The organism is Actinoplanes sp. NPDC051513, from assembly GCF_044454685.1.
Taxonomy (GTDB): Bacteria; Actinomycetota; Actinomycetes; order Mycobacteriales; family Micromonosporaceae; genus Actinoplanes.
Window position 1 is genome coordinate 471,667 of sequence record NZ_JBITDW010000004.1, and the last position, 22,782, is coordinate 494,448.

Annotated in this window: 19 protein-coding genes; 16 read left to right on the forward strand and 3 right to left on the reverse strand. The window is 70.6% G+C overall.

Annotated features, from left to right (window positions below):
* Window positions 1-165: 165 nt before the first annotated feature.
* From ACIA5D_RS16665 to ACIA5D_RS16700, 8 genes are all read left to right on the forward strand, one after another.
* A complete protein-coding gene (locus ACIA5D_RS16665; protein WP_396030797.1) occupies window positions 166-1,626 on the forward strand; it encodes an aldehyde dehydrogenase family protein in 1,461 nt (486 codons plus the stop codon).
* The gene (locus ACIA5D_RS16670; protein ID WP_396030798.1) at window positions 1,623-3,341 is read left to right on the forward strand and encodes a thiamine pyrophosphate-binding protein; all 1,719 of its coding nucleotides are present in this window, start codon (window positions 1,623-1,625) and stop codon (window positions 3,339-3,341) included. Before ACIA5D_RS16665 ends, ACIA5D_RS16670 begins: the two co-directional genes overlap by 4 nt.
* 32 nt (window positions 3,342-3,373) lie before the next feature.
* The gene (locus ACIA5D_RS16675; protein ID WP_396030799.1) at window positions 3,374-4,516 is read left to right on the forward strand and encodes an ABC transporter substrate-binding protein; all 1,143 of its coding nucleotides are present in this window, start codon (window positions 3,374-3,376) and stop codon (window positions 4,514-4,516) included.
* 64 nt (window positions 4,517-4,580) lie between these two features.
* Entirely contained in the window at window positions 4,581-5,450 is an 870-nt protein-coding gene (locus ACIA5D_RS16680; RefSeq protein WP_396030800.1) for a branched-chain amino acid ABC transporter permease, read from the forward strand.
* Between the two features lie 8 nt (window positions 5,451-5,458).
* Window positions 5,459-7,255 carry an ATP-binding cassette domain-containing protein gene (locus tag ACIA5D_RS16685; RefSeq protein ID WP_396030801.1) on the forward strand — a complete coding sequence of 599 codons (1,797 nt, stop codon included), beginning with the start codon at window positions 5,459-5,461 and terminating at the stop codon, window positions 7,253-7,255.
* A complete protein-coding gene (locus ACIA5D_RS16690) occupies window positions 7,252-7,962 on the forward strand; it encodes an ABC transporter ATP-binding protein (RefSeq protein ID WP_396030802.1) in 711 nt (236 codons plus the stop codon). The genes ACIA5D_RS16685 and ACIA5D_RS16690 overlap by 4 nt, the downstream gene beginning before the upstream one ends.
* Before the next feature lie 99 nt (window positions 7,963-8,061).
* Complete coding sequence (locus ACIA5D_RS16695; protein ID WP_396030803.1) at window positions 8,062-8,421, forward strand: hypothetical protein; 360 nt, start codon at window positions 8,062-8,064, stop codon at window positions 8,419-8,421.
* 104 nt (window positions 8,422-8,525) lie between these two features.
* Window positions 8,526-8,870 (forward strand): YciI family protein, encoded by a 345-nt coding sequence (locus ACIA5D_RS16700; RefSeq protein WP_396030804.1) that lies wholly within the window; start codon window positions 8,526-8,528, stop codon window positions 8,868-8,870.
* An 80-nt stretch (window positions 8,871-8,950) separates the two neighbouring features.
* Here the strand turns inward: ACIA5D_RS16700 and ACIA5D_RS16705 are convergent, their stop codons facing one another.
* Window positions 8,951-9,925 carry a ThuA domain-containing protein gene (locus ACIA5D_RS16705; protein ID WP_396030805.1) on the reverse strand — a complete coding sequence of 325 codons (975 nt, stop codon included), beginning with the start codon at window positions 9,923-9,925 and terminating at the stop codon, window positions 8,951-8,953.
* 192 nt (window positions 9,926-10,117) lie between these two features.
* Between ACIA5D_RS16705 and ACIA5D_RS16710 the strand changes: the two genes are divergently transcribed.
* The 7 genes from ACIA5D_RS16710 (at window position 10,118) to ACIA5D_RS16740 (ending at window position 17,357) form a co-directional block, all read left to right on the forward strand.
* Entirely contained in the window at window positions 10,118-12,262 is a 2,145-nt protein-coding gene (locus ACIA5D_RS16710) for a PQQ-binding-like beta-propeller repeat protein (protein WP_396030806.1), read from the forward strand.
* Window positions 12,263-12,355: 93 nt separating this feature from the next.
* Window positions 12,356-13,042 carry a pyrroloquinoline-quinone synthase PqqC gene (pqqC, locus tag ACIA5D_RS16715; protein ID WP_396030807.1) on the forward strand — a complete coding sequence of 229 codons (687 nt, stop codon included), beginning with the start codon at window positions 12,356-12,358 and terminating at the stop codon, window positions 13,040-13,042.
* Window positions 13,039-14,394 (forward strand): pyrroloquinoline quinone biosynthesis protein PqqE, encoded by a 1,356-nt coding sequence (gene pqqE, locus ACIA5D_RS16720; protein ID WP_396030808.1) that lies wholly within the window; start codon window positions 13,039-13,041, stop codon window positions 14,392-14,394. The genes pqqC and pqqE overlap by 4 nt, the downstream gene beginning before the upstream one ends.
* Before the next feature lie 25 nt (window positions 14,395-14,419).
* Window positions 14,420-15,292, forward strand: a complete 873-nt coding sequence (gene pqqB, locus ACIA5D_RS16725) for a pyrroloquinoline quinone biosynthesis protein PqqB (RefSeq protein ID WP_396030809.1) — start codon at window positions 14,420-14,422, stop codon at window positions 15,290-15,292.
* A 32-nt stretch (window positions 15,293-15,324) separates the two neighbouring features.
* Window positions 15,325-15,816 carry a beta-class carbonic anhydrase gene (locus ACIA5D_RS16730; protein ID WP_396030810.1) on the forward strand — a complete coding sequence of 164 codons (492 nt, stop codon included), beginning with the start codon at window positions 15,325-15,327 and terminating at the stop codon, window positions 15,814-15,816.
* Window positions 15,817-16,245: 429 nt separating this feature from the next.
* Entirely contained in the window at window positions 16,246-16,923 is a 678-nt protein-coding gene (locus ACIA5D_RS16735) for a hypothetical protein (protein ID WP_396030811.1), read from the forward strand.
* Between the two features lie 83 nt (window positions 16,924-17,006).
* Window positions 17,007-17,357 (forward strand): helix-turn-helix domain-containing protein, encoded by a 351-nt coding sequence (locus ACIA5D_RS16740; protein WP_396030812.1) that lies wholly within the window; start codon window positions 17,007-17,009, stop codon window positions 17,355-17,357.
* Here ACIA5D_RS16740 and ACIA5D_RS16745 read toward each other — a convergent pair.
* Together ACIA5D_RS16745 and ACIA5D_RS16750 are read right to left on the reverse strand one after the other, a co-directional pair.
* Window positions 17,347-18,111: a hypothetical protein gene (locus tag ACIA5D_RS16745; protein ID WP_396030813.1), complete on the reverse strand. Its 765-nt coding sequence runs from the start codon at window positions 18,109-18,111 to the stop codon at window positions 17,347-17,349. The genes ACIA5D_RS16740 and ACIA5D_RS16745 overlap by 11 nt on opposite strands.
* Window positions 18,112-18,247: 136 nt before the next feature.
* On the reverse strand, window positions 18,248-19,147 hold the full coding sequence (locus tag ACIA5D_RS16750) for a LysR family transcriptional regulator (protein ID WP_396030814.1): 900 nt from the start codon (window positions 19,145-19,147) through the stop codon (window positions 18,248-18,250).
* Window positions 19,148-19,243: 96 nt separating this feature from the next.
* Between ACIA5D_RS16750 and ACIA5D_RS16755 the strand changes: the two genes are divergently transcribed.
* Window positions 19,244-22,630 carry a bifunctional proline dehydrogenase/L-glutamate gamma-semialdehyde dehydrogenase gene (locus ACIA5D_RS16755; RefSeq protein ID WP_396030815.1) on the forward strand — a complete coding sequence of 1,129 codons (3,387 nt, stop codon included), beginning with the start codon at window positions 19,244-19,246 and terminating at the stop codon, window positions 22,628-22,630.
* The last annotated feature ends 152 nt before the right edge of the window (window positions 22,631-22,782 follow it).

Genomic DNA, 22,782 nt, shown 5'->3' on the forward strand with positions numbered 1-22,782 from the left:
GCCGGGCGGCATTGATTCTGCCGCTCACGATGGCGGTTCATCGGACCGTAACTTTCTCGGCCCGCCCTATTGCGAGGAACCGGCGGTCGCCCGTACGTTACACCTAGTCCGCACAGCGGTCCAGAACCCCACTCTACGGTCCATCTAGCGGACCAAGGAGGAAGAATGCTCGACACGATCCTCAAGTCAGCCGACGCGCCGGCATTGCTCGGTGGTGTCTGGTTGATGGAGGGCCCGCTAGCCGAACGGACAGGTCCGTACACGAGGGCCGTCGTGAGCCGCGCCCGCGTGGCCGCCGAGGGTGACGTCCACGCCGCGGTCCGGCATGCCGCCGCGTACGCGAGACAGATGGCCCGCCTCGCGCCCGCCACCCGGGCCTCGGTTCTCGAGACCGCGTCCCGCCTCGCCACCGAGCGCCGCGCCGAGATCGCCCGGCTGATCGCCCTGGAGCTGGGCAAGCCGGTCAAGGACGGGCTCGGCGAGATGGACCGGGTCGCCGACACGTTCGCGGTCTGCGCGGCCGAGGCCCGGCAGATCGGCGGCGACAACCTGCCGGTCGCGGGCTGGGAGCGCGGGATCGGCAACACCGCGCTCACCTACCGCGCGCCGGCCGGGGTGGCGCTGGCGATCACGCCGTTCAACGCGCCCGCCAACCTGCTCGCGCACAAGCTCGGCGCGTCGTTCGCGGCCGGGAACACCACGATCGTCAAGGCCCCGCCGCAGGCCCCGGCGGTGTCGGCGGCGATCGTCGCGCTGCTGCTCGCGGCGGGCGCGCCGGTCGAGGCCGTTCAGCTGCTGCACGGCGGGGGAGAGGTCGGGGCCGCGCTGTGCGCCGCGCCCGAGGTCGCGGTCATCAGCTTCACCGGCAGCGCCGGCACGGGGGCGGCGGTGGCGCGGGCCGCCGGCGCCAAACGCCTGGTCCTGGAGCTGGGCGGCAATGCGGCCACGATCGTCTGCGAGGATGCCGATCTCGATGCCGCCGCCAAGATGTGCGCTCGCACCGGCTACACCAACTCGGGTCAGAGCTGCATCTCGGTCCAGCGTGTCTATGTCCATAAATCTGGATTCGATGGATTTGTGCGGCAGTTGACCACGGAGGTCGCCGCGCTCAAGGTCGGCGACCCGCTCGACCCGGCCACCGACGTCGGCTCGATGGTGGACGAAGCGGCCGCGGCGAGGGTGGCCGGGTGGGCCGCGGATGCGGCAGCCAACGGCGCCAAGATCACCATCGGCGGGCGGAACGAGGGCGCGACGCTCGCGCCGACCGTGGTGGCCGGCCCCTCTCCGGACGCGGCCGTCGTCACCCAGGAGGTCTTCGGCGCGCTCGTGGCCGTCATGGCCTACGACGACTTCGACGATGTGCTCACGGCCTGCAACACCAGCCGCTTCGGCCTGCAGGCCGGGATCTTCACCACCGACATCCGCCGCATCCTCACCGCCTGGCGCGAGCTCGAGGTCGGCGGCCTGATCGTCAACGGCACCTCGAACTTCCGGCTCGACCACGTGCCGTTCGGCGGGGTGAAGGAGTCCGGCTTCGGCCGCGAGTCGCCGCGCTTCATGGTCGACGACTACACGGTCGTCAAGACGCTGATCCTGCGAGGAATCTCCATCTGGGGGCAACAGTGACCGTCGCCGACAACCTGGTGGCACAGCTCGAGGCGTACGGGGTCGAATACGTCTTCGGCACCTGCGGGCACACCAACATCGCCCTGCTCGACGCGATCGGCCGCAGCTCGATCGAGTTCGTCATCGCCCGCCACGAGCAGACCGCCGCGCACGCCGCCGACGGGTACGCGCGGGCCACCGGCAAGCCGGGCGTGCTGCTCATGCACGTCGGGCCCGGGATGATGAACGCGGTCACGGGCGTGGCGACGGCGGCGCTCGACTCGGTGCCGCTGGTCGCGATCTCGGGCGACATTCCTTCCTACCTGTACGGGCGGCACCCGCACCAAGAGGTGAACCTGCACAACGACGCCGACCAGGCGGCAATCTACCGACCGTTCGTCAAGCGGGCCTGGCAGGTGCACCGGGCGGAGGACCTGGCCCGGTTCACCGAGCGGGCGTTCTGGACGGCGACCTCGGGGCGGCCCGGCGCGGTGCTGCTCAACGTGCCGATGGACGTCTTCTCCCGGACGTTGCCGCAGGCGAGCACGCCGCTGCCGGTCCAGGTGACCAAGCCCGCGCTCGAGGCGGCCGACGCGGAACGGATCGCGGCGATGCTGGCCGGGGCCGAACGGCCGCTCATCTACATCGGGGGCGGCCTCGGCGGCGCCGACGGCCGGCAGTCGTTGAAGGAGCTCGCGGAGCACCTCGACATCCCGGTCGCCCACTCGCTCATGGCCAAGGGCGCGCTGCCCGACCATCACCCGCTCGTGCTCGGGATGACCGGGTTCTGGGGTCTGGAGCTCACCAACGACTACGCGCGCAAGGCCGACGTGGTCCTGGCCATCGCGACGCGGTTCGCCGAGACCGACGCGAGCTCGTGGAATCCGGCGTACACCTGGAGTTTTCCGCCCTCGAAGCTGATCCAGATCGACATCGACCCGGCGGAGATCGGCCGCAACTATCCCGTCGAGATCGGGGCCGTGGCCGACGCGGGACTCGCGGTGGCGGCGATCAGGGATGCCGTGATCGCCAAGCCGGCCCAGGACCGCCAAGGCCTCCGCCAACAAATCGGACAAGCCCGCAATGGGCTCTTCGAGGCCAGCGCCGAGCGGGGCAGAAGCGACAATTTCCCCCTGAGGCCCGAGCGGATTCTTGCCGACCTGCGCGCGGCGCTGCCGGAGGACGCCATCCTGGTCACGGACGTGGGCTGGAACAAGAACGGCGTGGCGCAGTGCTATCCGCTGCCGGAAGAAGGCCGGTTCATCACGCCGGGCGGCGCGTCCACCATGGGCTTCGGACCGGCCGCCGCGCTGGGCGTGCAAATCGCTCGGGAAGACAAGGTCGTCGTCGCGCTGATCGGCGACGGCGGCATGAGCGCCCAGCTGCCCGCGGTGCCTCTCGCCGTCGAGCGCGGCCTCCCGGTGATCTTCCTGGTGATGAACAACCGTGCCCACGGCACGATCTCCGACCTGCAGTCGAAGTTCTTCGGCCGCAGCTACGGCTGCGACTTCACCGATCCGCAGGGCCGGCCGTACAGTCCCGACTTCGCCGCCTTCGGACGCGCGTGCGGGGCCGACGGCTACCTCGTCGAGTCGCCCGACGGGCTCGGCGAGGCATTGCGACAAGCGATCGAGCGGCGCCGCCCGGCGGTGCTCGACGTACCGATGGTCAACGAACCCGTGCCGACGCCCGGGCACTGGAACATCACCGACATCTATCAGGGCGTTTTCGAATAATTCGGATTTTTGTAGATTGAGGTGAGACGCACGTGGCGCGATACCGTCCCCTAACCGCCCTCGCCGTCCTGGCTCTTGTCGTTGCCGGCTGCAGCGCCCCCGGCAGCGGCGACGAGAAGAGCGGCAGCGACTCCGGTCCCATCAAGATTGCCCTGGTCGACGCCCAGAGCGGGCAGCTCAGCTCGCTCGGCGCGTGGGAGCTCAAGGGCGCCAAGCTGGCCGTCACCGAGTGGAACGCACAAGGCGGCGTCAACGGCCGGCAGATCCAGCTCGACGTCTTCGACGACCAGGGCGACCCGACGACCGGCACCAACCTGGCCCGCAAGATCGACAGCGAGGGCTACATCGCGATGATCGGCACGGCCGAGAGCGCGGTGACCATCGCGATGGCGCCGACCCTCAAGACCGCCGAGATCCCCAACATCACCTCGGGCCAGTCGCCGGGCCTGGTCGCGGTCGGCAGCGAGTTCCTCTTCCTCAACGGGCCGACGTCGACGACGTACGACGAGACCCTGGTGAAGCACATCGTCGACCAGCAGGGCATCAAGAGCATCGCGATGATCACCAACAACGGCTCGTACGGCAAGGGCGAGCACGACTCGTTCCTGAAGGCTTTGCAGAAGAGAAGCGTCACGCCGGTCGCCGACCAGGTCGTCACCGCCGATCAGAAGGACTTCAGCGCCGCACTCACCTCGATCCGGCAGAAGAACCCCAAGCTGATCTTCCTGGGCGCCGAGGAGGTCGAGTCCGGACTGATCGTCAAGCAGGCTCGCGACCTCGGCATCACCGCCCAGTTCGCCGGGGCCGCCCCCCAGGGCACCCCGGTCTTCCTGGACACGGCCGGCGCCAAGAACGCCGAGGGCACGATCGTCAGCTCGCCGTACCTGAGCAACGACATCAGCGAGGCCTCGAAGAAGTTCGCCGCGGCCCACAAGGCGGCGTACAACGAGGAGGCGGAGCTGCACGGCGCCAAGGCGTACGACGGCGCGCAGATCCTGCTGACCGCGCTCAAGACCAGCAACGTGGCCACCGGCAAGGGCCTCGCCGACGCGATCCGCGGCACCAAGTACCAGGGTCTGCTCGGCAGCTTCGCGTACGACAACACCGGCGTGGGCATCTTCGCCACCTCGATCGGCAAGATCGAGGGTGGCAAGCTCGTCGCCGCCTCCAGCTGACGTCCCCGCTCCCGGATCCCGGCGCCGCCCCCGGCGCCGGGATCGTCGGCCATTCAGGAGTGCCATGCAGGTCTTCTTCCAGACGATCATCGGCGGGGTCAGCCTCGGCGCGATCTACGCGCTGGTCGCCCTCGGCTTCTCGCTCGTCTACCGCACGATGGGGCTGGTCAACTTCGCGCACGGCAACGTGGTCACCGTCGGCGCGTACATCGCCTCCACCTTCTACCTGACCGCCAAGCTGCCGTTCGCGATCGCCATGATCGTCGCCATCGTGGTGACGGCCGCGATCGGCCTGGTCATCGAGCGGGTGCTGCGCCCGCTGGAGAACAAGGACTTCGACCTGATGCTGATCGGCACGATCGGCTTCGGCATCGTCCTCGACGCCCTGGTCATCATGATCTGGGGCGCCACCGGGCGGGCTGTCCCGTCACCGGTACAGACCGCGCCCATCGAGATCTTCGGGCTACGCATCCGGACCTACGATCTGGTGGTCCTCGCCATCGCGGCGGTCGCGACCGTCCTGCTGGTGCTGTTCCTGTCGCGCACCAAGCGCGGCGCCGCGATGCAGGCCGTGGCGATGGACCACGAGGCGGCCACCGCGGTCGGCATCCACGTCGGCCGCAGCAACGCGATCGCGTTCGCCATCGGCGCGGGTCTCGCGGCGCTGGCCGGTGGGCTCGTCGGCCCGCTGCTCTACGTCAACCCGGCGCTCGGCGGCGCGCTCGGCATCAAGGGCTTCGCGGCCGCGATCCTCGGCGGGTTCGGCTCGATCCCCGGCGCGATCGTCGGCGGCCTCGCCATCGGGGTGCTCGACTCGTACTCGGCGGGGCACTTCCAGGGCTACTCGGAACTGGTCACGTTCCTGGTCTTCACGGTCATCATCATGATCCGGCCGACCGGGGTCTTCGGCGAGCGGACGGTGAACCGGGCATGAGATCCCGCATGAGACTGGGCATCGGCTCCGCATTCATCGTTGCGGTGGGTGCGTGGTTGCTGCCTTACGGGCTCGACTCGTACGCGATCCACGTGGTCAACGTGATGCTCGTGTTCGCGCTGCTGGCCGTCGGGCTCGGGCTCTGCATGGGCGTGGGCGGTCAGGTGAACCTGGCGCAGATCGCGTTCTTCGGCGTCGGCGCGTACGCCACCGCGATCCTCACCACGCATTCCGGCTTCGGCTTCTGGGTGTCGGCGGTGCTCGCCGTGCTCGCCACGGCCGCGACCGGGCTGCTGGTGGGCACGCCCGCGCTGCGCGTCCAATCGCACTATCTCGGCATCGTCACGCTGGGGCTGGCGCTCGCCTTCACCAACTGGGTGACCAACGCCCAGATCGCCGGCGGCGCCGAGGGCATCTCCAACATCCCGGTGCCCACGATCCCCGGGGTCGACCTCTCCAGCGAATACCTCTACTACTACCTGATCCTGATCGTCTTCGCGTTCATGCTCGTCTTCGGACTGTTCGTCGTGCGCACGGCGCTGGGCCGCCGGATGCGGGCGATGCGCGACGACGCCCTGGCCGCCGGGGCCCTGGGCGCCGACGTGCCGGTGCTGCGGATGACCGCGTTCCTGCTCGCCTCGGTCTACGGCGGCGTGGGTGGCGTGCTCTACGCGGGGCTGATCCGCTACGTGGCGCCCGAGTCGTTCTCGATCGCCAACATGTTCCTGCTGCTCGGCATGGTGATCATCGGCGGGCGGCAGAGCCTGATCGGGTGCGTGGCCGGGGCGATCGGCCTGTACCTGGTGCGTGAGCTGCTGGTCGATCACCCGACCTTCGCGCAGATCGGGTACGGCTCTGTGGTCGTACTCGTGGTCGTCTTCGCTCCGACGGGCCTGGCCGGACTCCCGCCGCGACTGCGGCACTGGATCGCCCACCGCCGGGGTCGCGTGGGGTCGGAGGCGGCTCGCCTCGGCGAGTTCCAGCCGTACTCTCCCGTCGAGCGTGCCGACGGCTCCGAAGCGGACATCCTGGTCGTCGATGGGGTGAGCAAGCAGTTCCGTGGGCTCAAGGCGCTCGACGACGTGTCGCTGAGCGTGCCGTCCGGGCAGATCCGGGGCATCGTCGGACCCAACGGATCCGGCAAGACCACGCTGTTCAACGTGATCAGCGGGCTCTACCGCCCCGATGCCGGTCGCGTGCGGTTCGCCGGGGACGATGTCACCAACCGGCCGCCCTATCGCCTGTCGCGGGCCGGAATGAGCCGCACATTTCAGAACTTGCGCCTGTTCGGCGACCTGACCGTCCGGGAGAACGTCCTCGTGGCGCTCGACCGCACACGCACGGTGTCGAGCTGGCGCTACCTGCTGGCCCCGCTCTCGATCGTGCGCCGCGACCGCGACCTGCGCCGGCGGGCGGACGAGGTGCTGGACCGCTACGGCCTGACCGCCTTCGCCGGGCTGCCGCCGAAGTCGCTGCCCTACGGAACCCAGCGGCGGGTCGAGATCGCCCGCGCCGTCGCGTGCCGCCCGTCGCTGCTCCTGCTGGACGAGCCGGCCGCCGGCCTCAACGGCGACGAGGTGCGCAAGCTGGGCGAGATGGTCCGCTCGATCCGCGACACCGGCATCACGGTCGTCATCATCGAGCACAACATGGGCCTGGTCATGAACCTGTGCGAGCGCATCACCGTGCTGGCCAGCGGCCGCGTGATCGCCGAGGGCACGCCCGCTTCGGTCGCCGCCACCCCCGCCGTGATCGAGGCCTATCTCGGCGATTCGATGGACGTTCCTTCGGAGGTAAACCCATGACCGCGCTAACCGTCGAGGGTTTGACTGTCCACTACGGCGGCGTGCGCGCCGTGAACGAGCTCAGCTTCGAGGTGCCGTCCGGCGACGCGGTCGGCGTGATCGGCGCGAACGGCGCCGGCAAGACCAGCACGCTCAAGGCCATCATGGGCCTGATCCCGCGCCGGGTCGCCACGCTGCGCCTCGGCGACATCGACCTGACGAAGGTTCCAGCCCGGGACATGGTCCGGCACGGCATCGGGTACGTGCCGGAGGGCCGGCACGTCTTCGCGGGGCTCTCGGTCGAGAAGAACCTGTTGCTGGGCGCATATTCGAAGCCGTGGAAGAAGGAGACCCGGGAGACCCTCCAGCAGGTGTACGAGCTGTTCCCGGTGCTGGGGGAGATGCGCGAGCGCCTGGCCGGGGCGCTGTCGGGCGGTCAGCAGCAGATGCTGGCGATCGGCCGGGCGCTGATGTGCCGCCCCCGGGTGCTGCTGCTGGACGAGCCGTCGATGGGATTGTCACCCAAGCTGGTGGAGGACATCCTGGCGGTGCTGCGCCGCCTGCGGGCCGACGGCCTGTCGATGCTGCTGGTCGAGCAGAACGCCAAGCTGACCTTCGAGGCCACCAGCACGTGCCTGGTGGTCGAGAACGGCTCGGCCGCGATGACCGGCACGTCCGACAAGCTCCGCCACGACCCGCGGGTGCGTCAGATCTACCTGGGACTGTAATGCGAATCGGGCGTCGCGGACCTGGCATCATGACAGGTCCGCGAGGCGAGACCCGCCTCGTTCGCTGACATTTGAGGGCGTGGCATGGCCGGTATCGATGTGGCGGTCAGCGACGACCGCTGCGTCGGCGGCGAGCCGGCCCGTTTCACGATCCACGCCGGCAGGCTCGTCATCACTTGTTCAACTGATCGCCGAGTGAAGCTCGCCCTTCAGGCCGACGGGGACCTTTCCTCGGACTACGAGCAGAGCAACTCCCCGGGGCCGGACCTTCGTGAGGTTCAAGGGAAGATTCCGAGCCCGAGCTTGTCACGCTGCTCGGGCAGCTCTCCTTCGACAAGACCCCGGAGCTGGGGCGACAAGAACGACTGGCCCAAGACCGGCAACTGGAAGGCAGCGGCCCATCTTTCGCTCGGCGATCTGAGCGGCACCGACCTCGGACAGTTCCTGGAGCGGGCGTGACGACGCCACCGAAATAGTGCGGCGGAGGGTGTCGTATCCGCCGGGTGCCGTTCGTAGGTTAAGTGGAGCCGGGCACCGCGTCCGGCTGAGCCGAGGGAGCAAGCATGCCCAAGTACCTCATCTACTTCAACCAGCAGTGGGTGGGTGACCACACCGAGGAGTGGTTCCGCGGCCGCGGGCCACTCTCCAGGGCGGTCGTCGATGAGATCAAGGCCGCCGGAGCGTACGTCTTCGCCGGAGGTCTGGAGGAAGAGGACGGCCCGGTCTTCAGTGCCGACGCCACGAGCGGCGCCGTGTTGTTCACCGACGGGCCCTACGCCGAGACCAAGGAGTTCCTGGGCGGACTGACCATCGTGGATGTGCCCGACGAGCAGTCGGCCCGCATGTGGGCGGGCAAGATCGCGGAAGGGTGCGGCTGGCCCCAGGAGGTTCGCCGATTCAAGCCGTGACCTGAACCCCGGGGGACGAGACAGGCCGAGGCCGGCCGCGATGCCGCAGCCGGTCCCGGCGAGTCGGAGTGGGCCGGGCGTCAGCGGCAGAACGGCTTCATGCCCATCGCCGACTCGATGCCGCCCAGCAGCAGGCTGCGGTATTCGGCCGCCCCCGGGAACGTGGCGTTCAGATCGAACAGCGCCGCGTCATGCCCCAGCGTCGTCAGCCACGCGCGGCCGCCGTCGTAGTACTGGCACCACGCCACCGGATGCGTGTCGCCGTGGCCGGGGTGGCCCATGCTGCCCGCTACGCCGCGCGTCAGCGTCGACTCGTCGACCGTGGCCAGAATCCGGACCTTCGACGGGTACGGCACCAGGTTGTACCACTCGTCCTCGAAGCCCCAGCGCGACGGCAGCGACGACGTCGACACGTCATGCCGGTCCACGGTGCGGACCGTGCCGGTCTGCTCGGGGCCGTGGTCGTAGTAGTTGGCGCCGCCCAGCAGCCCCTCGTACCACGGCCAGTTGTACTCGGTGCCGAAGGCGTTGTGCGCGCCCACGAAACCGCCGCCGCCCCGGATGTACTGGCGCAGCGCGGTCTGGGCCGCGTCGTCCAGGGCGTCGCGGGACGTGCTGAAGAAGATGACCGCGTTGTAGCGGAACAGCTGGTTGGGCGAGCTCACCTGCGCGAGGTCCTCGGTCCAGTCGACGGCGAAGCCGTTCGCCGCGCCGAGCGCGACCACGCCGTTCTGCACGACATTCGCGGCGGTGAGCGGCGGGTTGAGACCGGCCGCGAGGGCGGGGCCGAGGTTGGCGTGGCGCGGGCCGGCCGTACGCGTGAACAGCAGCACCCGCCAGCCCTTGGTGGGGTCGAAGTTGCCCCAGTTGTGGTAGCAGCGCGGGTCGACGCCCCGGCAGACGCCGTAGTCGGGGTCGCCCAGCTGCTGCGCGCCGGTGGTGGCGGACGGGTGGCCGGTGGCGGCCTGCGACCGGATGACCAGGACGGCGGCGATCGCGAGGACGACGGCGACGAAAGCGGTCAGGCCGCGATGACGACGGACGGATTCGATCATGGACGGTGCTCCGATTTCGGGAGAGGTCCACTACGCGGACCTATCGATCCATTCTCAAGCCCGCTCACCGTAGGCCCGGGTGCCTGCAAATGGCAATCATCGATCCGGCCTCTTGTTGCCGATCGATGAACAAGCTTATGGTTCGTCCATCTAGCGGCTCGACAGGTCCATACAGCGGACCAAGGAGTGAGCATGGATAGACGAAAATTCCTCGCTGCCGGAGCGGCGGCCGGCGCCGGCGCGGCGAGCGCGATGGCCGTGCCCGGCGTCGCGGAGGCCGGCGAGCCCTCGAAGCTCGCTCCGGCGCCCGCCCAGCCGCGGGCGTTCCGGCCGCCCGGGCGTGACTTTCCCAAGGTCTGCGGCGACCTCGGCAACCAGAACCATTCGCCGCTCAAGCAGATCTCCCGTCGCACCGTGGGCCGGCTCGGCGGCGCCTGGCACGTCAACCTCGAGGGCGGCAGCACCGCTCAGGGCCAGCAGAGCACCGCGGTCGTGCAGGACGGCGTCCTCTACGTGCAGACCAGCCAGCAGAACGTCTTCGCCGTCGACGGGCGCACCGGCGCGGTCAAGTGGAAGACCAATGTGGGCAGTCGTGGCACGAACATGCGCGGCGTGGCGCTCGGTGAGGGCAAGGTCTATTCCGCCTCGGGGTCCAACATCGTGTACGCGCTGGATCAGGCAACCGGCGCGATCGTCTGGCAGAAGCAGCTGATCACGGCGGACGAGGGTGGCGCGGACAGCGGCTGCGATCCGCAGAACGGCCAATGCGGCGGCCTCACCGGGACACTCGCCGGCGCGGTCGTCTACCACGACGGCCTCATCTACGTCGGGATGCAGGGCAGCACCGGCGGCGCGCGCGGCCGGGCGTACGCGCTGAACGCCGCCACCGGCGAGATCGCCTGGATCTTCTGGTCGGCGCCCGGCCCGGGGGAGTTCGGCCACGACACCTGGGAAGGGGACTCGTGGAAGACGGGCGGCGCGGTGCCGTGGATCCACCCGGCCGTCGACCCGGAGCTGGGGCTGGTCTATTGGACGTTCAGCGGGCCCTACCCGCGCACGGACGGCTCGTCGCGCGGCGGCGACAACCTCTTCGCCAACTCCATCGTCGCGCTCGACGCGAAAACCGGTAAGCGGCGCTGGCATTTCCAGTCGGTGCACCACGACATCTGGGACATGGACAACGTGATGGCCCCGGTGCTGGTCGACCTGCGGATCGGTGGCCGGCTGCGCAAAGTCGTCGTCTACGGCTCGAAAGTCGGGATGTACTACATCCTCGACCGGCGCACCGGCGAGGCCGTACACGGCATGGAGGAGCGGCCGGTCGCGCAGGATGTGCGGCAGAAGACGGCGCCGACCCAGCCGTTCCCCGGCGGCGAGGCGTTCTGCCCGCAGGAGCCGCGATTCGACAACGCGACGCGGCCGGTGCCGTTCTACGAGTTCGGCGGCCTCTACACGCCGCACTGGGACCGGGCCACCATCATCTTCCCCGGCGCCGGGGGCGGCGCCGACTGGACGCAACTGTCCTTCAGCCCGTACACCGGCTGGATCTATGTGGGTTATGGACTGATCAACTCGGGCTACTCGAACGCCCGGGACGGCCGGGTCAACACGTCGCGGCCACTCGGCGAATATTTCGCGGGCGGGCTCGCGGCCGTCGATCCGCGCACCAACAAACCCGTCTGGCGCAAGGACGGAGAATGGTCGCTGGCGCACGGCAACGGGATTCTCACCACCGCCGGGCGCGTGATGTTCCAGGGCGGGCCGGACGGGCTGCTGCACGCGATGAACGACGAGACCGGCGAAGTGCTCTGGAGTTTCCAGACCGGCGCCGGGGTGCACACCAGCCCCATCGCGTACGAGATCGACGGCGTCCAATATCTCGCGGTGCTCGCCGGCGGCAACGGGCTGCCGTACCCCGACATTCCGCGGGGCGACCACCTCTGGGCCTTCAAACTGGGCGGAACCGTGGCGCCGGCGCCGGCCCCGGTGCCGCCGTCGAGACGCAACGACATCCGCACCGCCGCGGTCACCGATGTCACGACCGTGACGCTCGGGCGGATCTGGTCCGGCGGCGCTCCCGGCCCGGCGGAGAACCTCGTGGCGCAGAACGCGATGGCGCCGCAGCACCTGCGGGTCCCGGTCGGCACGACGGTCACCTTCGTCAATCCGGCGTCGAATGCGAGCGCCCACGCGGCCGTCGCGTTCTTCGACAACGAGTTCGACACCGGCACGCTGATGCCGGGCCAATCCGCGACGCACACGTTCGCGACGCCGGGCACGTACTTCTACAACGACGCCGTCTATCCGCAGAACACCGGAAAAATCGTTGTCTACTAAGGGGATCGCGATGAAGAAGAAGTGGACCGAACCGAAGACGACCCGCATCGAGACCGCGGCCGAGATCTCGGCCTACGCGGGGACCGCCGGCCCGTGGCCGCGTCGCGACCAGCGCTGACCCGGACGGAGCTCGCCGGGGCGTTGCACGCGCAGGCCTCGCGGTACTGGGACAAGCACCCGTTCCACGTCCGGCTGCATGCCGGCGGGTGCACGCCCGGCGAGATCCGGTCCTGGGTGGCGAACCGCTGGTACTACCAGCGCCACCTCTCGGCGAAGAACGCCGCGATCGTCTCGGCCTGCCCGCTGCCGGCGGTGCGCCTGCGCTGGCTCGACCGCATCGCCTTCCAGGACGACGGCGGCCTCGACGACTGGCTCACGCTCGCCGCCGCGGCCGGCCTCACGGCCGACGAGGTGCTCGACGAACGGCACGTGCTGCGGGGGACGCGGTTCGCGGTCGACGCGTACGTGTCGTTCTGCCGTACCCGCCCCTGGCTGGAGGGCGCCGCGGCCGCGCTCACCGAGCTGTTCTCCCCGAAGCACATGGCCGACCGCGTCCACGCGTGGCGCACCCACTACGACTGGATCGCGCCGTCGGGCACGGCGTACTTCGACAACCGCATCCCGGTGGTCGCGTCGGACAGCTCGTTCACGCTGGATCTGGTGCTGACCCACGCGGTGACGCGCGAGCAGCAGGATGCGGCGATCGCGGCGCTGGCCTACAAGTGCGACGTGCTCAACGCGATCCTCGACGCCGTCGACTACGCCGGGATGTCGCGATGAGGCCGGGTCTGGCGGGCGGCTGCTCGCTGGTGCACGACCGGGCGCGCGACGCGTGGCTCGTCCTCTATCCCGAGGGGGTGCTGGCCCTGGACGAGCCGGCCGCCGCGGTGCTGACCCGCTGCGACGGCCGCACGGCCGGCGAGATCGTGACGTCGCTGGCTCTCGAGTACGACGGTGTCGACGCCGCCTCGGTCGAGCGCCTCCTCGACGACCTGATCGCCCAGCGGGTCGTCGCCGACGGCGGCGCCCCGGTTGCGCCCCGCTTCCTGGGCGGGTCGGCTTCGCTGCCGCCCGGGGCGCCGATCGGGCTGGTCGCCGAGCTGACGCATCGGTGCCCCCTGCAGTGCGCCTACTGCTCCAATCCGGTGGCGCTCTCCCGCACCGAGCTCGACCGGCCCACCTGGAAATCGATCTTTCAACAAGCAAGCGACCTGGGCGTACGGCAATTGCACCTCACCGGCGGCGAACCGCTGCTCCGCCGCGACCTGCCCGATCTGGTCGCCGACGCCACCGCGAACGGCCTCTACCCGAACCTGATCACCAGCGGCCTGGGACTGTCGACGGCCCGCCTGGCGGCGCTGGTCGGCGCCGGCCTGCGCCACGTCCAGCTGTCCATCCAGGACAGCGACCCGGTGTCGGCGCGCCGCATCGCGGGCCTGCCCGTCGCGGACCGCAAGCGCGCCGCGGCCGCCGCCGTGGTCGCGGCCGGCCTGCCGCTGACCGTCAACGTGGTCCTGCACGCCGCCAACGTCTCGCGGGTCGCCGAGATCGCCGAGCTGGCCGCCGCGCTGGGCGCCACCCGCCTCGAGCTGGCGCACACCCAGTTCTACGGCTGGGCGCTGCGCAACCGGGCCGCCCTGATACCCACCGCCGACCAGGTGGCGTCGGCCGACCGCGCCGTGGCCGACGCCGTGTCCCTGCTCGGCGAGAGCATGCAGATCACCTACGTGCGCCCCGACTACCTGACCGGCACCCCGAAGCCGTGCATGCAGGGCTGGGGCGCCCGCCAGCTGGTGATCACCCCGGGCGGCGACGTCCTACCGTGCCTTGCGGCGGCCCAGCTGCCCGGCCCGCCACCCCCGAACGTCCTGGCCACCGACCTGGCCACCATCTGGCGTTCGTCGGAGCTGTTCAACCGCTTCCGCGGCACCGACTGGCTCCCGTCGCCGTGCCGTACCTGCGATCTGCGGGAGGTCGACTTCGGCGGTTGCCGGTGCCAGGCCTTCCAGCTGACCGGCGACGCATCCGCCACCGACCCGGCGTGCCACCTCTCCCCGGCGCACGACCTGGTCACGTCATTGCGCGCACCCGCGGTCCCGCGCCCCGTCCCGGTCCCGCGGCGCTTCCCATGAGCCGTGATCCCGCGCGGCGGGTGTCGTGAGGATCTGGTTCCTGGGCACGGCGGCGGGCGGCGGCCTCCCGCAGTGGAACTGCGCCTGCCCCGGCTGCCGGGCGGCCCGCGACGGCGGCAGATCGCTGCGCCAGGACACCCTGGCCGTGAGCGGCGACGGGCGCAGCTGGTATCTCCTGAACGCCGCCCCCGACCTGCGCCTGGACGCTCCCGAGCTGCGGCCCGGGCCTGGCCTGCGCGAAACACCCGTGCGCGGCGTCGTTCTCACCAGCGCCGAGCTCGACCACACCACCGGCCTGCTCGGTCTCCGCGAGGCCACCGCCCTGACGGTCTTCGCGACCCGGCCCGTCCTGGCCGCCGTCCCCGCCCTGCCGCTGCTCGACCACTACACCGCTGTGACCCGCGGACCGCTCACCAGCGGCGTTGCCGTCGCGCTCGAGGGCGGCCTGACGGTGACACCGTTTCCGCTGGGCGCCAAGCGCCCGCGCTACGCCACCGGCCGCGCAACCGGCGCCCCGGGCGAGGACTGGGTTGTCGGGCTGCGGCTCAGCGACGGCCGGTCCACCATGGTCTACGCGCCCTGCCTGGCGGCCTGGTCCGCCGAGCTGGCCGACGCCAACCTGGTCATCCTGGACGGGACCTTCTTCACCGACGACGAGTTGCTGAGATCCACCGGAGTGCGGCGCACGGCCCGGCAGATGGGGCACCTGCCGATCGAGGAGTCGCTGCCGATGCTCGCGCCCGGGGTGCGTTACCTCTACACGCACCTGAACAACACCAATCCGGTGGCGCGACCGGACTCCGCCCAGCGGGCCGCCCTGCGGCGGCACGGAGCGGATGTCGCGCCCGAAGGCGAAATCCTCTCGCTCGGAGGGCCGCACCACCTAGTCGATCTATAGGATATGCGGGAACCCGACGAAGGGATGGCCCCATGTCCGTCACCGATGAGCTGCTGGCCAACGCCGAGCGCTATGCCGCGAGCTTCGACAAGGGATCCCTGCCGCTGCCACCCGCCAAGCACGCCGCGGTCGTGGCCTGCATGGACGCCCGCCTCAACCCGTACGGCATCCTGGGTCTCGCCGAGGGCGACGCCCACATCATCCGCAACGCCGGCGGGGTGATCACCGCCGACGAGCTGCGCAGCCTCGCGATCAGCCAGCGCCTGCTGGGCACCACCGAGATCATCCTGATCCACCACACCGACTGCGGCATGCTGACCTTCACCGACGAAGACTTCAAGGCCGCCATCGAGCGCGAGACCGGCCTTCGCCCGCCGTGGGCGGCGGAGGCTTTCACCGACCTCGACGACGACATCCGTCAGTCGATCCGCCGGCTGCAGGCCGACCCGTTCCTGCCGCACAAGGACCAGATCAGAGGCTTCGTGTACGAGGTGGAGAGCGGCAAACTCCGCGAGGTCGAGTAGGCAGGACGCCGACCGAGAGCAGGTCCACGGTCGCCTTGCCCGTTGTCGGCCGGCCCCGATGAGGCCGCGGTGGCGGCGGGATCCTCGTTCGCCCGTTGAGCGACGGCGCTTTACCTGCCGTCCGGCGCGACCCGAAGCAGGGTCTTGCCCGGATGCCGCCGATCGCGGGGTGATCCATCCGGGCGCGCATCTTTTCCGTACTGAGGTGCGAGGACCTTGTGGGAGGGTGCGATGTCTGGGGACGAGATCGACGAGCCGACCGCCGAGTGGCCGGTGCTCGATGAGAACACGGATCCGACGGGGTTCGCGCCCATCTACGGGCCGCCCAGCGATCCGTTCGAGGATGACGACGAGCCGCCCCCGCTGCCGGGGTGGAACAGCCCCGGGGAATCGAAGTCCACCGAGGGAAGTCGCCGGCGGCTGCTCGTCGTGGGCGGGCTTTTCGTGTTCCTGGCCGGAATGGTGGGAATCATTCTGCTGGCGTCCGGTCACGACGGTGGATCGAATCAGGCGGCGGCGCGCAGTGGGGCGACCGACGGCCGTACGTCGGCGGCATTTGAAATTGTCGATGGGGCGGGCGCCGTGCGGGTCCGGGCGGCCGATCTCGGCGACGATCTCTATCGCATTTCCAGCGATGTCACGCCGACGGTTTCCGACAGCGGCGGCGAGCTGAAACTGCGCCTGCCGGCCGGCCTGAACGGCGGGCCCAAATCCGTCGAGATCGTGCTCAACACCCGCGTCCGGTGGACGCTGCGGCTGCACGGCGGGGCCACGACGACCGATATTGATCTCTCGAACGCGCGGGTGGACGGCGTCGACCTGCAGGGTGGCGCCAGCCGGATCGATCTGTCGCTACCGGCTCCGACCGGGCTGATTCCGGTGCGGATGAGCGGCGGCGTCGACCAGTTCCGGGTACGCCTGCGCGGCGCGACGCCGATGCGTGTTCTCGTGCAGTCCGGTGCCGGTCAGGTCACTCTCGCGGGGGCCACCCATCGGGGGATCGCGGCCGGAAAGGAATTCACCGCCTATGGCTGGAACCAGGGCGGGAGCGGCATCGACCTCACCGCCGCGGCCGGAATGTCAGCTTTGACCGTCACTCTTGGGTGAACTTCCGCGCACCTGCGTACTTGTTCCATGACGAGGGGAGCAAGAAGATCGACATGGGTTGATCGCAAACGAGGGTGAGAACGATGAGCGTAGCTACGACGTTGGTGGCGGTTCCGCCTGATCCCGCCGGCGCCGCAACGCCTACCGAATTCGCACGACGGCTGCGGGCTTTGATGCTGGCGCGCCGCCGCTCCTTGGACAGTGTGGCACGGCGGAGCAAAGACGCGGGGACGCCTATCTCCCGCGCGACCGTGCACAATTTGATCACCGGCGGCGGTGTTCCGCGCCGGGAGACGCTGCTGGGCTTCCTGCGCGGCTGCGGTGTGCCGCCGCGCGAGCAGATCCGCTGGCTGACCAAGCTGGACGAGGTCTACCCCGACGCCCGCCGCGGCATCGCGCCACGACGAGCGCCGGAGCGGCGCCTCACTGTTTGAGCGCGTCCACCTTCGCCTGGATCTCGGCCAGGTCCTCGAGGATCTGGCCGTAGACGCCCTTCGGCGGCACGGGGTCGCCGCCCCGGGTGTTCCCGCGCATGCTCAGCGCCCAGACGTCCGCGGTGACGTCGGCGAGGTTGCGCAGGTAGTTGGGTGCATCCGCGGTCTGCGTTCCCGGGAGCTTGTAGTCGCTCAGGACCTCCTTGGCGATCTCGCCGAGCTTCGAGTCGATGGCTGCCTTGGTCTGTGCCGCGATGGTGCTGGTGATCCAGGCCTTGTCGGCCGCGGTCAGTGCCACGGGGATGTCCTCCAGGTGCCAGGAAGCCGTCGAGGCCTCGAGGGATGATGTGTACGAAGCGGAGAAGTGCGCGTGCTCGGTGTGCGGCGACGCCCCGGTGTATGTCTTCTGCACCCAGTCCGAGCTAGCCGACCAGATGCGCCGGTTGTAGATGATGTAGCGCAGCCGCTTCTCGGCGCCCGACCGGCAGCGGCCGAGCAGGAACTGCACGACCTTCTCCATGGTCAGGTCGCTCTCTCTCAGATTGTTGTCGACGTCGATCGCATGAACCTCGTTCACGTGGTCGGCGTCGTGGATCGGCACTGCTCCGGTCTCATCGGGATTGTGGTCGGAGACCGTGCTCTGGTGCGCGGAGTCGCCGATCGAGCCGTCCGAGGCGTGGTCGCGGGACGGGGCGATGCGGTCGAACTCGGCGAAGAGCGCCTTCAGGCAGGGTATGAGCACCCAGTCGGCCATCGGCTGCCTTTCTTCCAGGGCCTTCCACGGGCCGTACTGATCGTCACCTGTATCTACGGTCCACACCCACCGTCCGGATGGGCAAGCAGACATCCGTCGTTCGGGGCATGTGACGTGTACCCCAGGCGAAAAAGAACTAAGCCCGAGACGCGGCGGCTTCCTCCAATGTGTCCCGGAATGCCCGTGCGGCCGGCGAGGCCGATCCGGCGAGCCGCTGGGCCGTGAAGATCGTGCGGCGGGGGAGTCCCGGCAGGTCGAGCAGCCGGCAGGACGTCTCGCGCCCGGCCCAGACCAGGTCGGGGATGAGCGCCACCGCGTTGCCCGACTCGACCAGCCGGATGTGCGCCTGCAGGTCGGCGGTCTCGTACCGGACGTCGGGCTCGAAGCCGGTGCCGCGGCAGATCTGCTCGGCGAAGTGCCGGGACGCGGCGCCGCGCGGCTCCATCACCCACGGCATGGCGCGCGCCTCCGGCAGCGACGCCACCGGGTGCAGGGCGGCGCCGACCGAGGGCAGGGCCAGGCGGATCGCGTCCTCGGTGAGGGCCCGCCGGTCGAGGCCGGGATGGTGTGGGGCGGCGTGCGCCGGGTACTGCTCGGCAATGACCATGTCGAAGTCGCGGGCCCAGGTCTCGCGGAGAGCCTCCTCCGGCTCCCGCTGGACCATTTCGACCCGCACGTCCGGATAGCGCGCGGCCATGGCACGCAGCGTGGCCGGCATCAGCGCGAGGGCCGCCGACTGGAACACGGCGACCCGCACCCGGCCGCTCACCACGCTCAGCGAGGCCTGCAGCCGCGCCTCGGCCCGCTCGACCGTGTCGAGCACCTCGCCGGCCGACTCGACCAGCACCTCGGCCTGCGGAGTGAGCTGGACGCGGCGCCCGGCCTTGCGCAGCAGTGTCATGCCGGTCTCCTTCTCCAGGAGGCTGAGCTGCTGCGACACGGCCGAGGGGGAGAAGTTGAGCGCCTCGGCCACGGCCGCGATCGTGCCCCGGATCGCCAGCTCGCGCAGCAGCACCAATCGCCGGATTTCCAGCATGATCCCGACCTCCGAGACAACACGTAAGTAGAAGTGAACGGTACTCGTCAAGAACCATCGCTTTTCCTTAACCAGACACGGACGGACACTGGCGCCATGACCGATCTCGCGATGCCCGCCGACACCGACCTCGCCCAGGAGGCGGTCGCTCTCGTCCGCCGCTGGCTGCACGAGGCCTCCGCCGTGAAGGTGACCGGCTCGGCCGCGCAGCTCGCCGGCCTGCTGCGCGACCCCAAGGGCCTGGCGTTCGCCGTCGGCTTCGTCGACGGCGTCGTGCGTCCCGAGGACCTCAAGGTCAGCGCCCGTGCGCTCGCCGGCCTGGCCCCCGACGTGCCCCGCTTCCTGCCCGTGCCGCTGCGCGCGGCCGTACGCGTCGGTGGTGTGCTGGCGCCGGTCATGCCGGGCGTGGTCGTGCCGGTCGCCCGCCGCGTGCTCCGCCGCATGGTCGGCCACCTGGTCGTCGACGCCACCGACGCGCGCCTCGGGAAGGCCATCTCCCGGATCAGGCGCCGGGACGTACGCCTGAATGTGAATTTGCTCGGTGAGGCCGTCCTCGGCCGCGGCGAGGCGTCCCGCCGCCTGCGCGAGACCGAGCGGCTGCTGTCCCGTCCCGACGTCGACTATGTGTCGATCAAGGTGTCGGCGGCGGTGGAACCGCACAACCCGTGGGCCTTCGACGAGGCCGTCGACGACATCGTCGAGCGGCTTGCCCCGCTCTTCCGGCTCGCGGCCGACAAGGGCGGCAAATTCGTCAACCTGGACATGGAGGAGTACAAGGACCTCGACCTCACGATCGCGGTCTTCACCCGCCTGCTCGACCGGCCGGACCTGCGCGGGCTCGAGGCGGGGATCGTGCTCCAGGCGTACCTCCCGGACGCGCTCGCCGCGATGATCCGTTTGCAGGAGTGGGCCGCCCGCCGTCGCGCCCGCGGCGGCGCCGGCATCAAGGTCCGCCTGGTCAAGGGGGCCAACCTGCCGATGGAGCGGGTCGAGTCGGCCGTGCACGGCTGGCCGCTGGCCACCTGGGAGAGCAAGCAGGCCACCGACACCAACTACAAGCGGGTGCTCGACTACGCGCTCCGTGCCGACCACATCGGCAACGTGCGGCTCGGCGTCGCCGGCCACAACCTCTTCGACATCGCCTACGCCTGGCTGCTGGCGGGCCGCCGCGGCGTGCGCGAGGGCATCGAGTTCGAGATGCTTCTCGGCATGGCCGAAGGCCAGGCCGAGGTGGTCCGGCGCGAGGTGGGCGGGTTGCTGCTCTACACCCCGGTCGTACGGCCGGAGCAGTTCGATGTCGCGATCGCGTACCTGATCCGGCGCCTCGAGGAGGGCGCGAGCCAGGACAACTTCATGTCGGCCGTGTTCGAGCTCGACGCCGACGCCGGCCTTTTCGCCCGCGAGCAGGAGCGCTTCCTGGCCTCCCTGCGCGACCTCGACGCCGAGGTGCCCGCCTCGAACCGCGTCATCGACCGTTTCGCGGCGGTGCCGGCGCCCGGGCCCGGCCGTTTCGAGAACACCCCCGACACCGACCCGGCGGTCTCCGCCAACCGGGCCTGGGTGCGCGACGTTCTCACGCGAGCGCCGATTTCCGCGATCGGCCTGGCTTCGATCGAGGCGGCCCGGATCAACAACTTCGAACAACTGGATTCCGCTTTGTCGGGCGCGGCGGCGGCCGCCGAAGCGTGGCATTCGCTGAGCGGCGCCGAGCGCGGCGCGATCCTGCACCGGGCCGGCGAGGCGATCGAGGCCCGCCGTGCCGAGCTCATCGAGGTGATGGCGGCCGAGACCGGCAAGACCGCCGACCAGGCCGATCCCGAGATCTCCGAGGCCGCCGACTTCGCCCACTACTACGGCGAGCTCGCCGCCGGCCTCGACCGGATCGACGGCGCGACCCCGGTCCCGGCCCGGCTCACCCTGGTCACCCCGCCGTGGAACTTCCCGGTCGCCATCCCGGCCGGTTCGGTGCTCGCCGCCCTCGCCGCCGGCTCCCCGGTGGTGATCAAGCCGGCCGGGCCGGCCGAGCGCTGCGGCGCGCTGCTCGCCGACATCATCCGCCCGGTGCTGCCCGACCCGCGGCTGCTCACGCTGGTGCAGGTCGACGAGCAGACGCTCGGCCGCGAGCTGATCAGCCACCCGCTGGTCGAGCGGGTCATCCTCACCGGCGCGTACGAGACGGCCGAGCTGTTCCGCTCGTTCCGGCCCGACCTGCCGCTGCTCGCCGAGACGAGCGGCAAGAACGCCATCATCGTGACGCCCAGCGCCGACCTCGACCTGGCCGTCAAGGACGTGGTCGCGTCGGCGTTCGGGCACGCCGGCCAGAAGTGCTCGGCCGCCTCGCTGGTCGTGCTGGTAGGCTCGGTGGCCAGGTCGGAGCGGTTCCGCCACCAGCTGCTCGACGCCGCGTCCTCGCTGACCGTCGGCTACCCCGCGGACGCCCGCACGCAGGTCGGTCCGGTCATCGAGCCCGCCGCGGGCAAGCTGCTCGCCGGGCTCACGTCGCTGGGCGAGGGCGAGAGCTGGCTGCTCGAGCCGCGCCGGCTCGACGACGAGGGCCGGCTGTGGACCCCCGGCATCCGCGACGGCGTGCGGCGCGGCTCGGCCTACCACCGCACCGAGTATTTCGGCCCGATCCTCGGCGTGATGACCGCCGGCACCCTGGACGAGGCGATCGACCTGGTCAACGACGTCGACTACGGGCTCACCTCGGGCCTGCACTCGCTCGACCCGGCCGAGGTGCGGCAGTGGCTCGACCGGGTGCAGGCCGGCAACCTGTACGTGAACCGGGGCATCACCGGCGCGATCGTGCGGCGGCAGCCCTTCGGCGGCTGGAAGCGCTCGGCCGTGGGTCCCGGCACCAAGGCCGGTGGCCCCAACTACCTGGTCGGCCTGACCGGCTGGCAGTCGTCCGTGGCCTCCCCGGCCGGCGCCGTCGAGGCGACGGCCGTCCGCTCGCTGCTCGCCGCCGCCCGGTCCGTTCTGACCGAATCAGAGATGTCCGTCATCGATCGCGCTGCCGCCGCCGACGCGTCGGCGTGGCGCGATCACTTCCAGGCGTCCGACGTCTCGGGGCTGTGGGCCGAGCGGAACGTGCTGCGCTACCTGCCGCAGCCGGTCGAGGTGCGGCTGGCGGCGGGCGCGCCGGTGGCCTCGCTGGTGCGGATCCTCGCCGCCGGCATCCTGGCCGGCGCGCCGCTGCGCGTCTCGACCGGTACGCCGCTGCCCGAGTCGCTCGCGGCCGCGATCCCCGCGGAGATCCGCGTGGAGAGCGACAAGACCTGGGCGGCGGGCTTGACCGCCGGACGCGTACGCCTCATCGGCGGCTCCACGGTCATTCCGTCCACCCCCGACCTGGCCGTGTGGTCGCACCCGGTCACCGAGGCCGGCCGGGTCGAGCTGCTGCCGTTCCTGCACGAGCAGGCCATCAGCATCACGGCGCACCGCTTCGGCAACCCCGATCGGCTGGCGTCCTCGGTGCTGTGACGGGCCGCGGAACGCGGCGGTGGGGGGGGGGGGGGCCACCCCCCCCCCCCCCGGGGCCGCCCCCCCCCCCCCGGCGGGCGGGCGATGGGGGCCCGCGGGGGGGGGAGGGGGGGCGGGAGGGCGGACCGCCCGGGCACCGCCGGGGGGTTTAT

Bases quoted from the DNA above. Each gene is read 5' to 3' on its own strand.
- ACIA5D_RS16665 (WP_396030797.1), top strand. From the start codon at position 166: ATGCTCGACACGATCCTCAAGTCAGCCGACGCGCCGGCATTGCTCGGT.
- ACIA5D_RS16680 (WP_396030800.1), top strand. From the start codon at position 4,581: ATGCAGGTCTTCTTCCAGACGATCATCGGCGGGGTCAGCCTCGGCGCG.
- ACIA5D_RS16685 (WP_396030801.1), top strand. From the start codon at position 5,459: ATGAGACTGGGCATCGGCTCCGCATTCATCGTTGCGGTGGGTGCGTGG.
- ACIA5D_RS16690 (WP_396030802.1), top strand. From the start codon at position 7,252: ATGACCGCGCTAACCGTCGAGGGTTTGACTGTCCACTACGGCGGCGTG.
- ACIA5D_RS16700 (WP_396030804.1), top strand. From the start codon at position 8,526: ATGCCCAAGTACCTCATCTACTTCAACCAGCAGTGGGTGGGTGACCAC.
- ACIA5D_RS16705 (WP_396030805.1), bottom strand. From the start codon at position 9,925: ATGATCGAATCCGTCCGTCGTCATCGCGGCCTGACCGCTTTCGTCGCC.
- ACIA5D_RS16710 (WP_396030806.1), top strand. From the start codon at position 10,118: ATGGATAGACGAAAATTCCTCGCTGCCGGAGCGGCGGCCGGCGCCGGC.
- pqqE (WP_396030808.1), top strand. From the start codon at position 13,039: ATGAGGCCGGGTCTGGCGGGCGGCTGCTCGCTGGTGCACGACCGGGCG.
- ACIA5D_RS16730 (WP_396030810.1), top strand. From the start codon at position 15,325: ATGTCCGTCACCGATGAGCTGCTGGCCAACGCCGAGCGCTATGCCGCG.
- ACIA5D_RS16740 (WP_396030812.1), top strand. From the start codon at position 17,007: ATGAGCGTAGCTACGACGTTGGTGGCGGTTCCGCCTGATCCCGCCGGC.
- ACIA5D_RS16745 (WP_396030813.1), bottom strand. From the start codon at position 18,111: ATGGCCGACTGGGTGCTCATACCCTGCCTGAAGGCGCTCTTCGCCGAG.
- ACIA5D_RS16750 (WP_396030814.1), bottom strand. From the start codon at position 19,147: ATGCTGGAAATCCGGCGATTGGTGCTGCTGCGCGAGCTGGCGATCCGG.
- ACIA5D_RS16755 (WP_396030815.1), top strand. From the start codon at position 19,244: ATGACCGATCTCGCGATGCCCGCCGACACCGACCTCGCCCAGGAGGCG.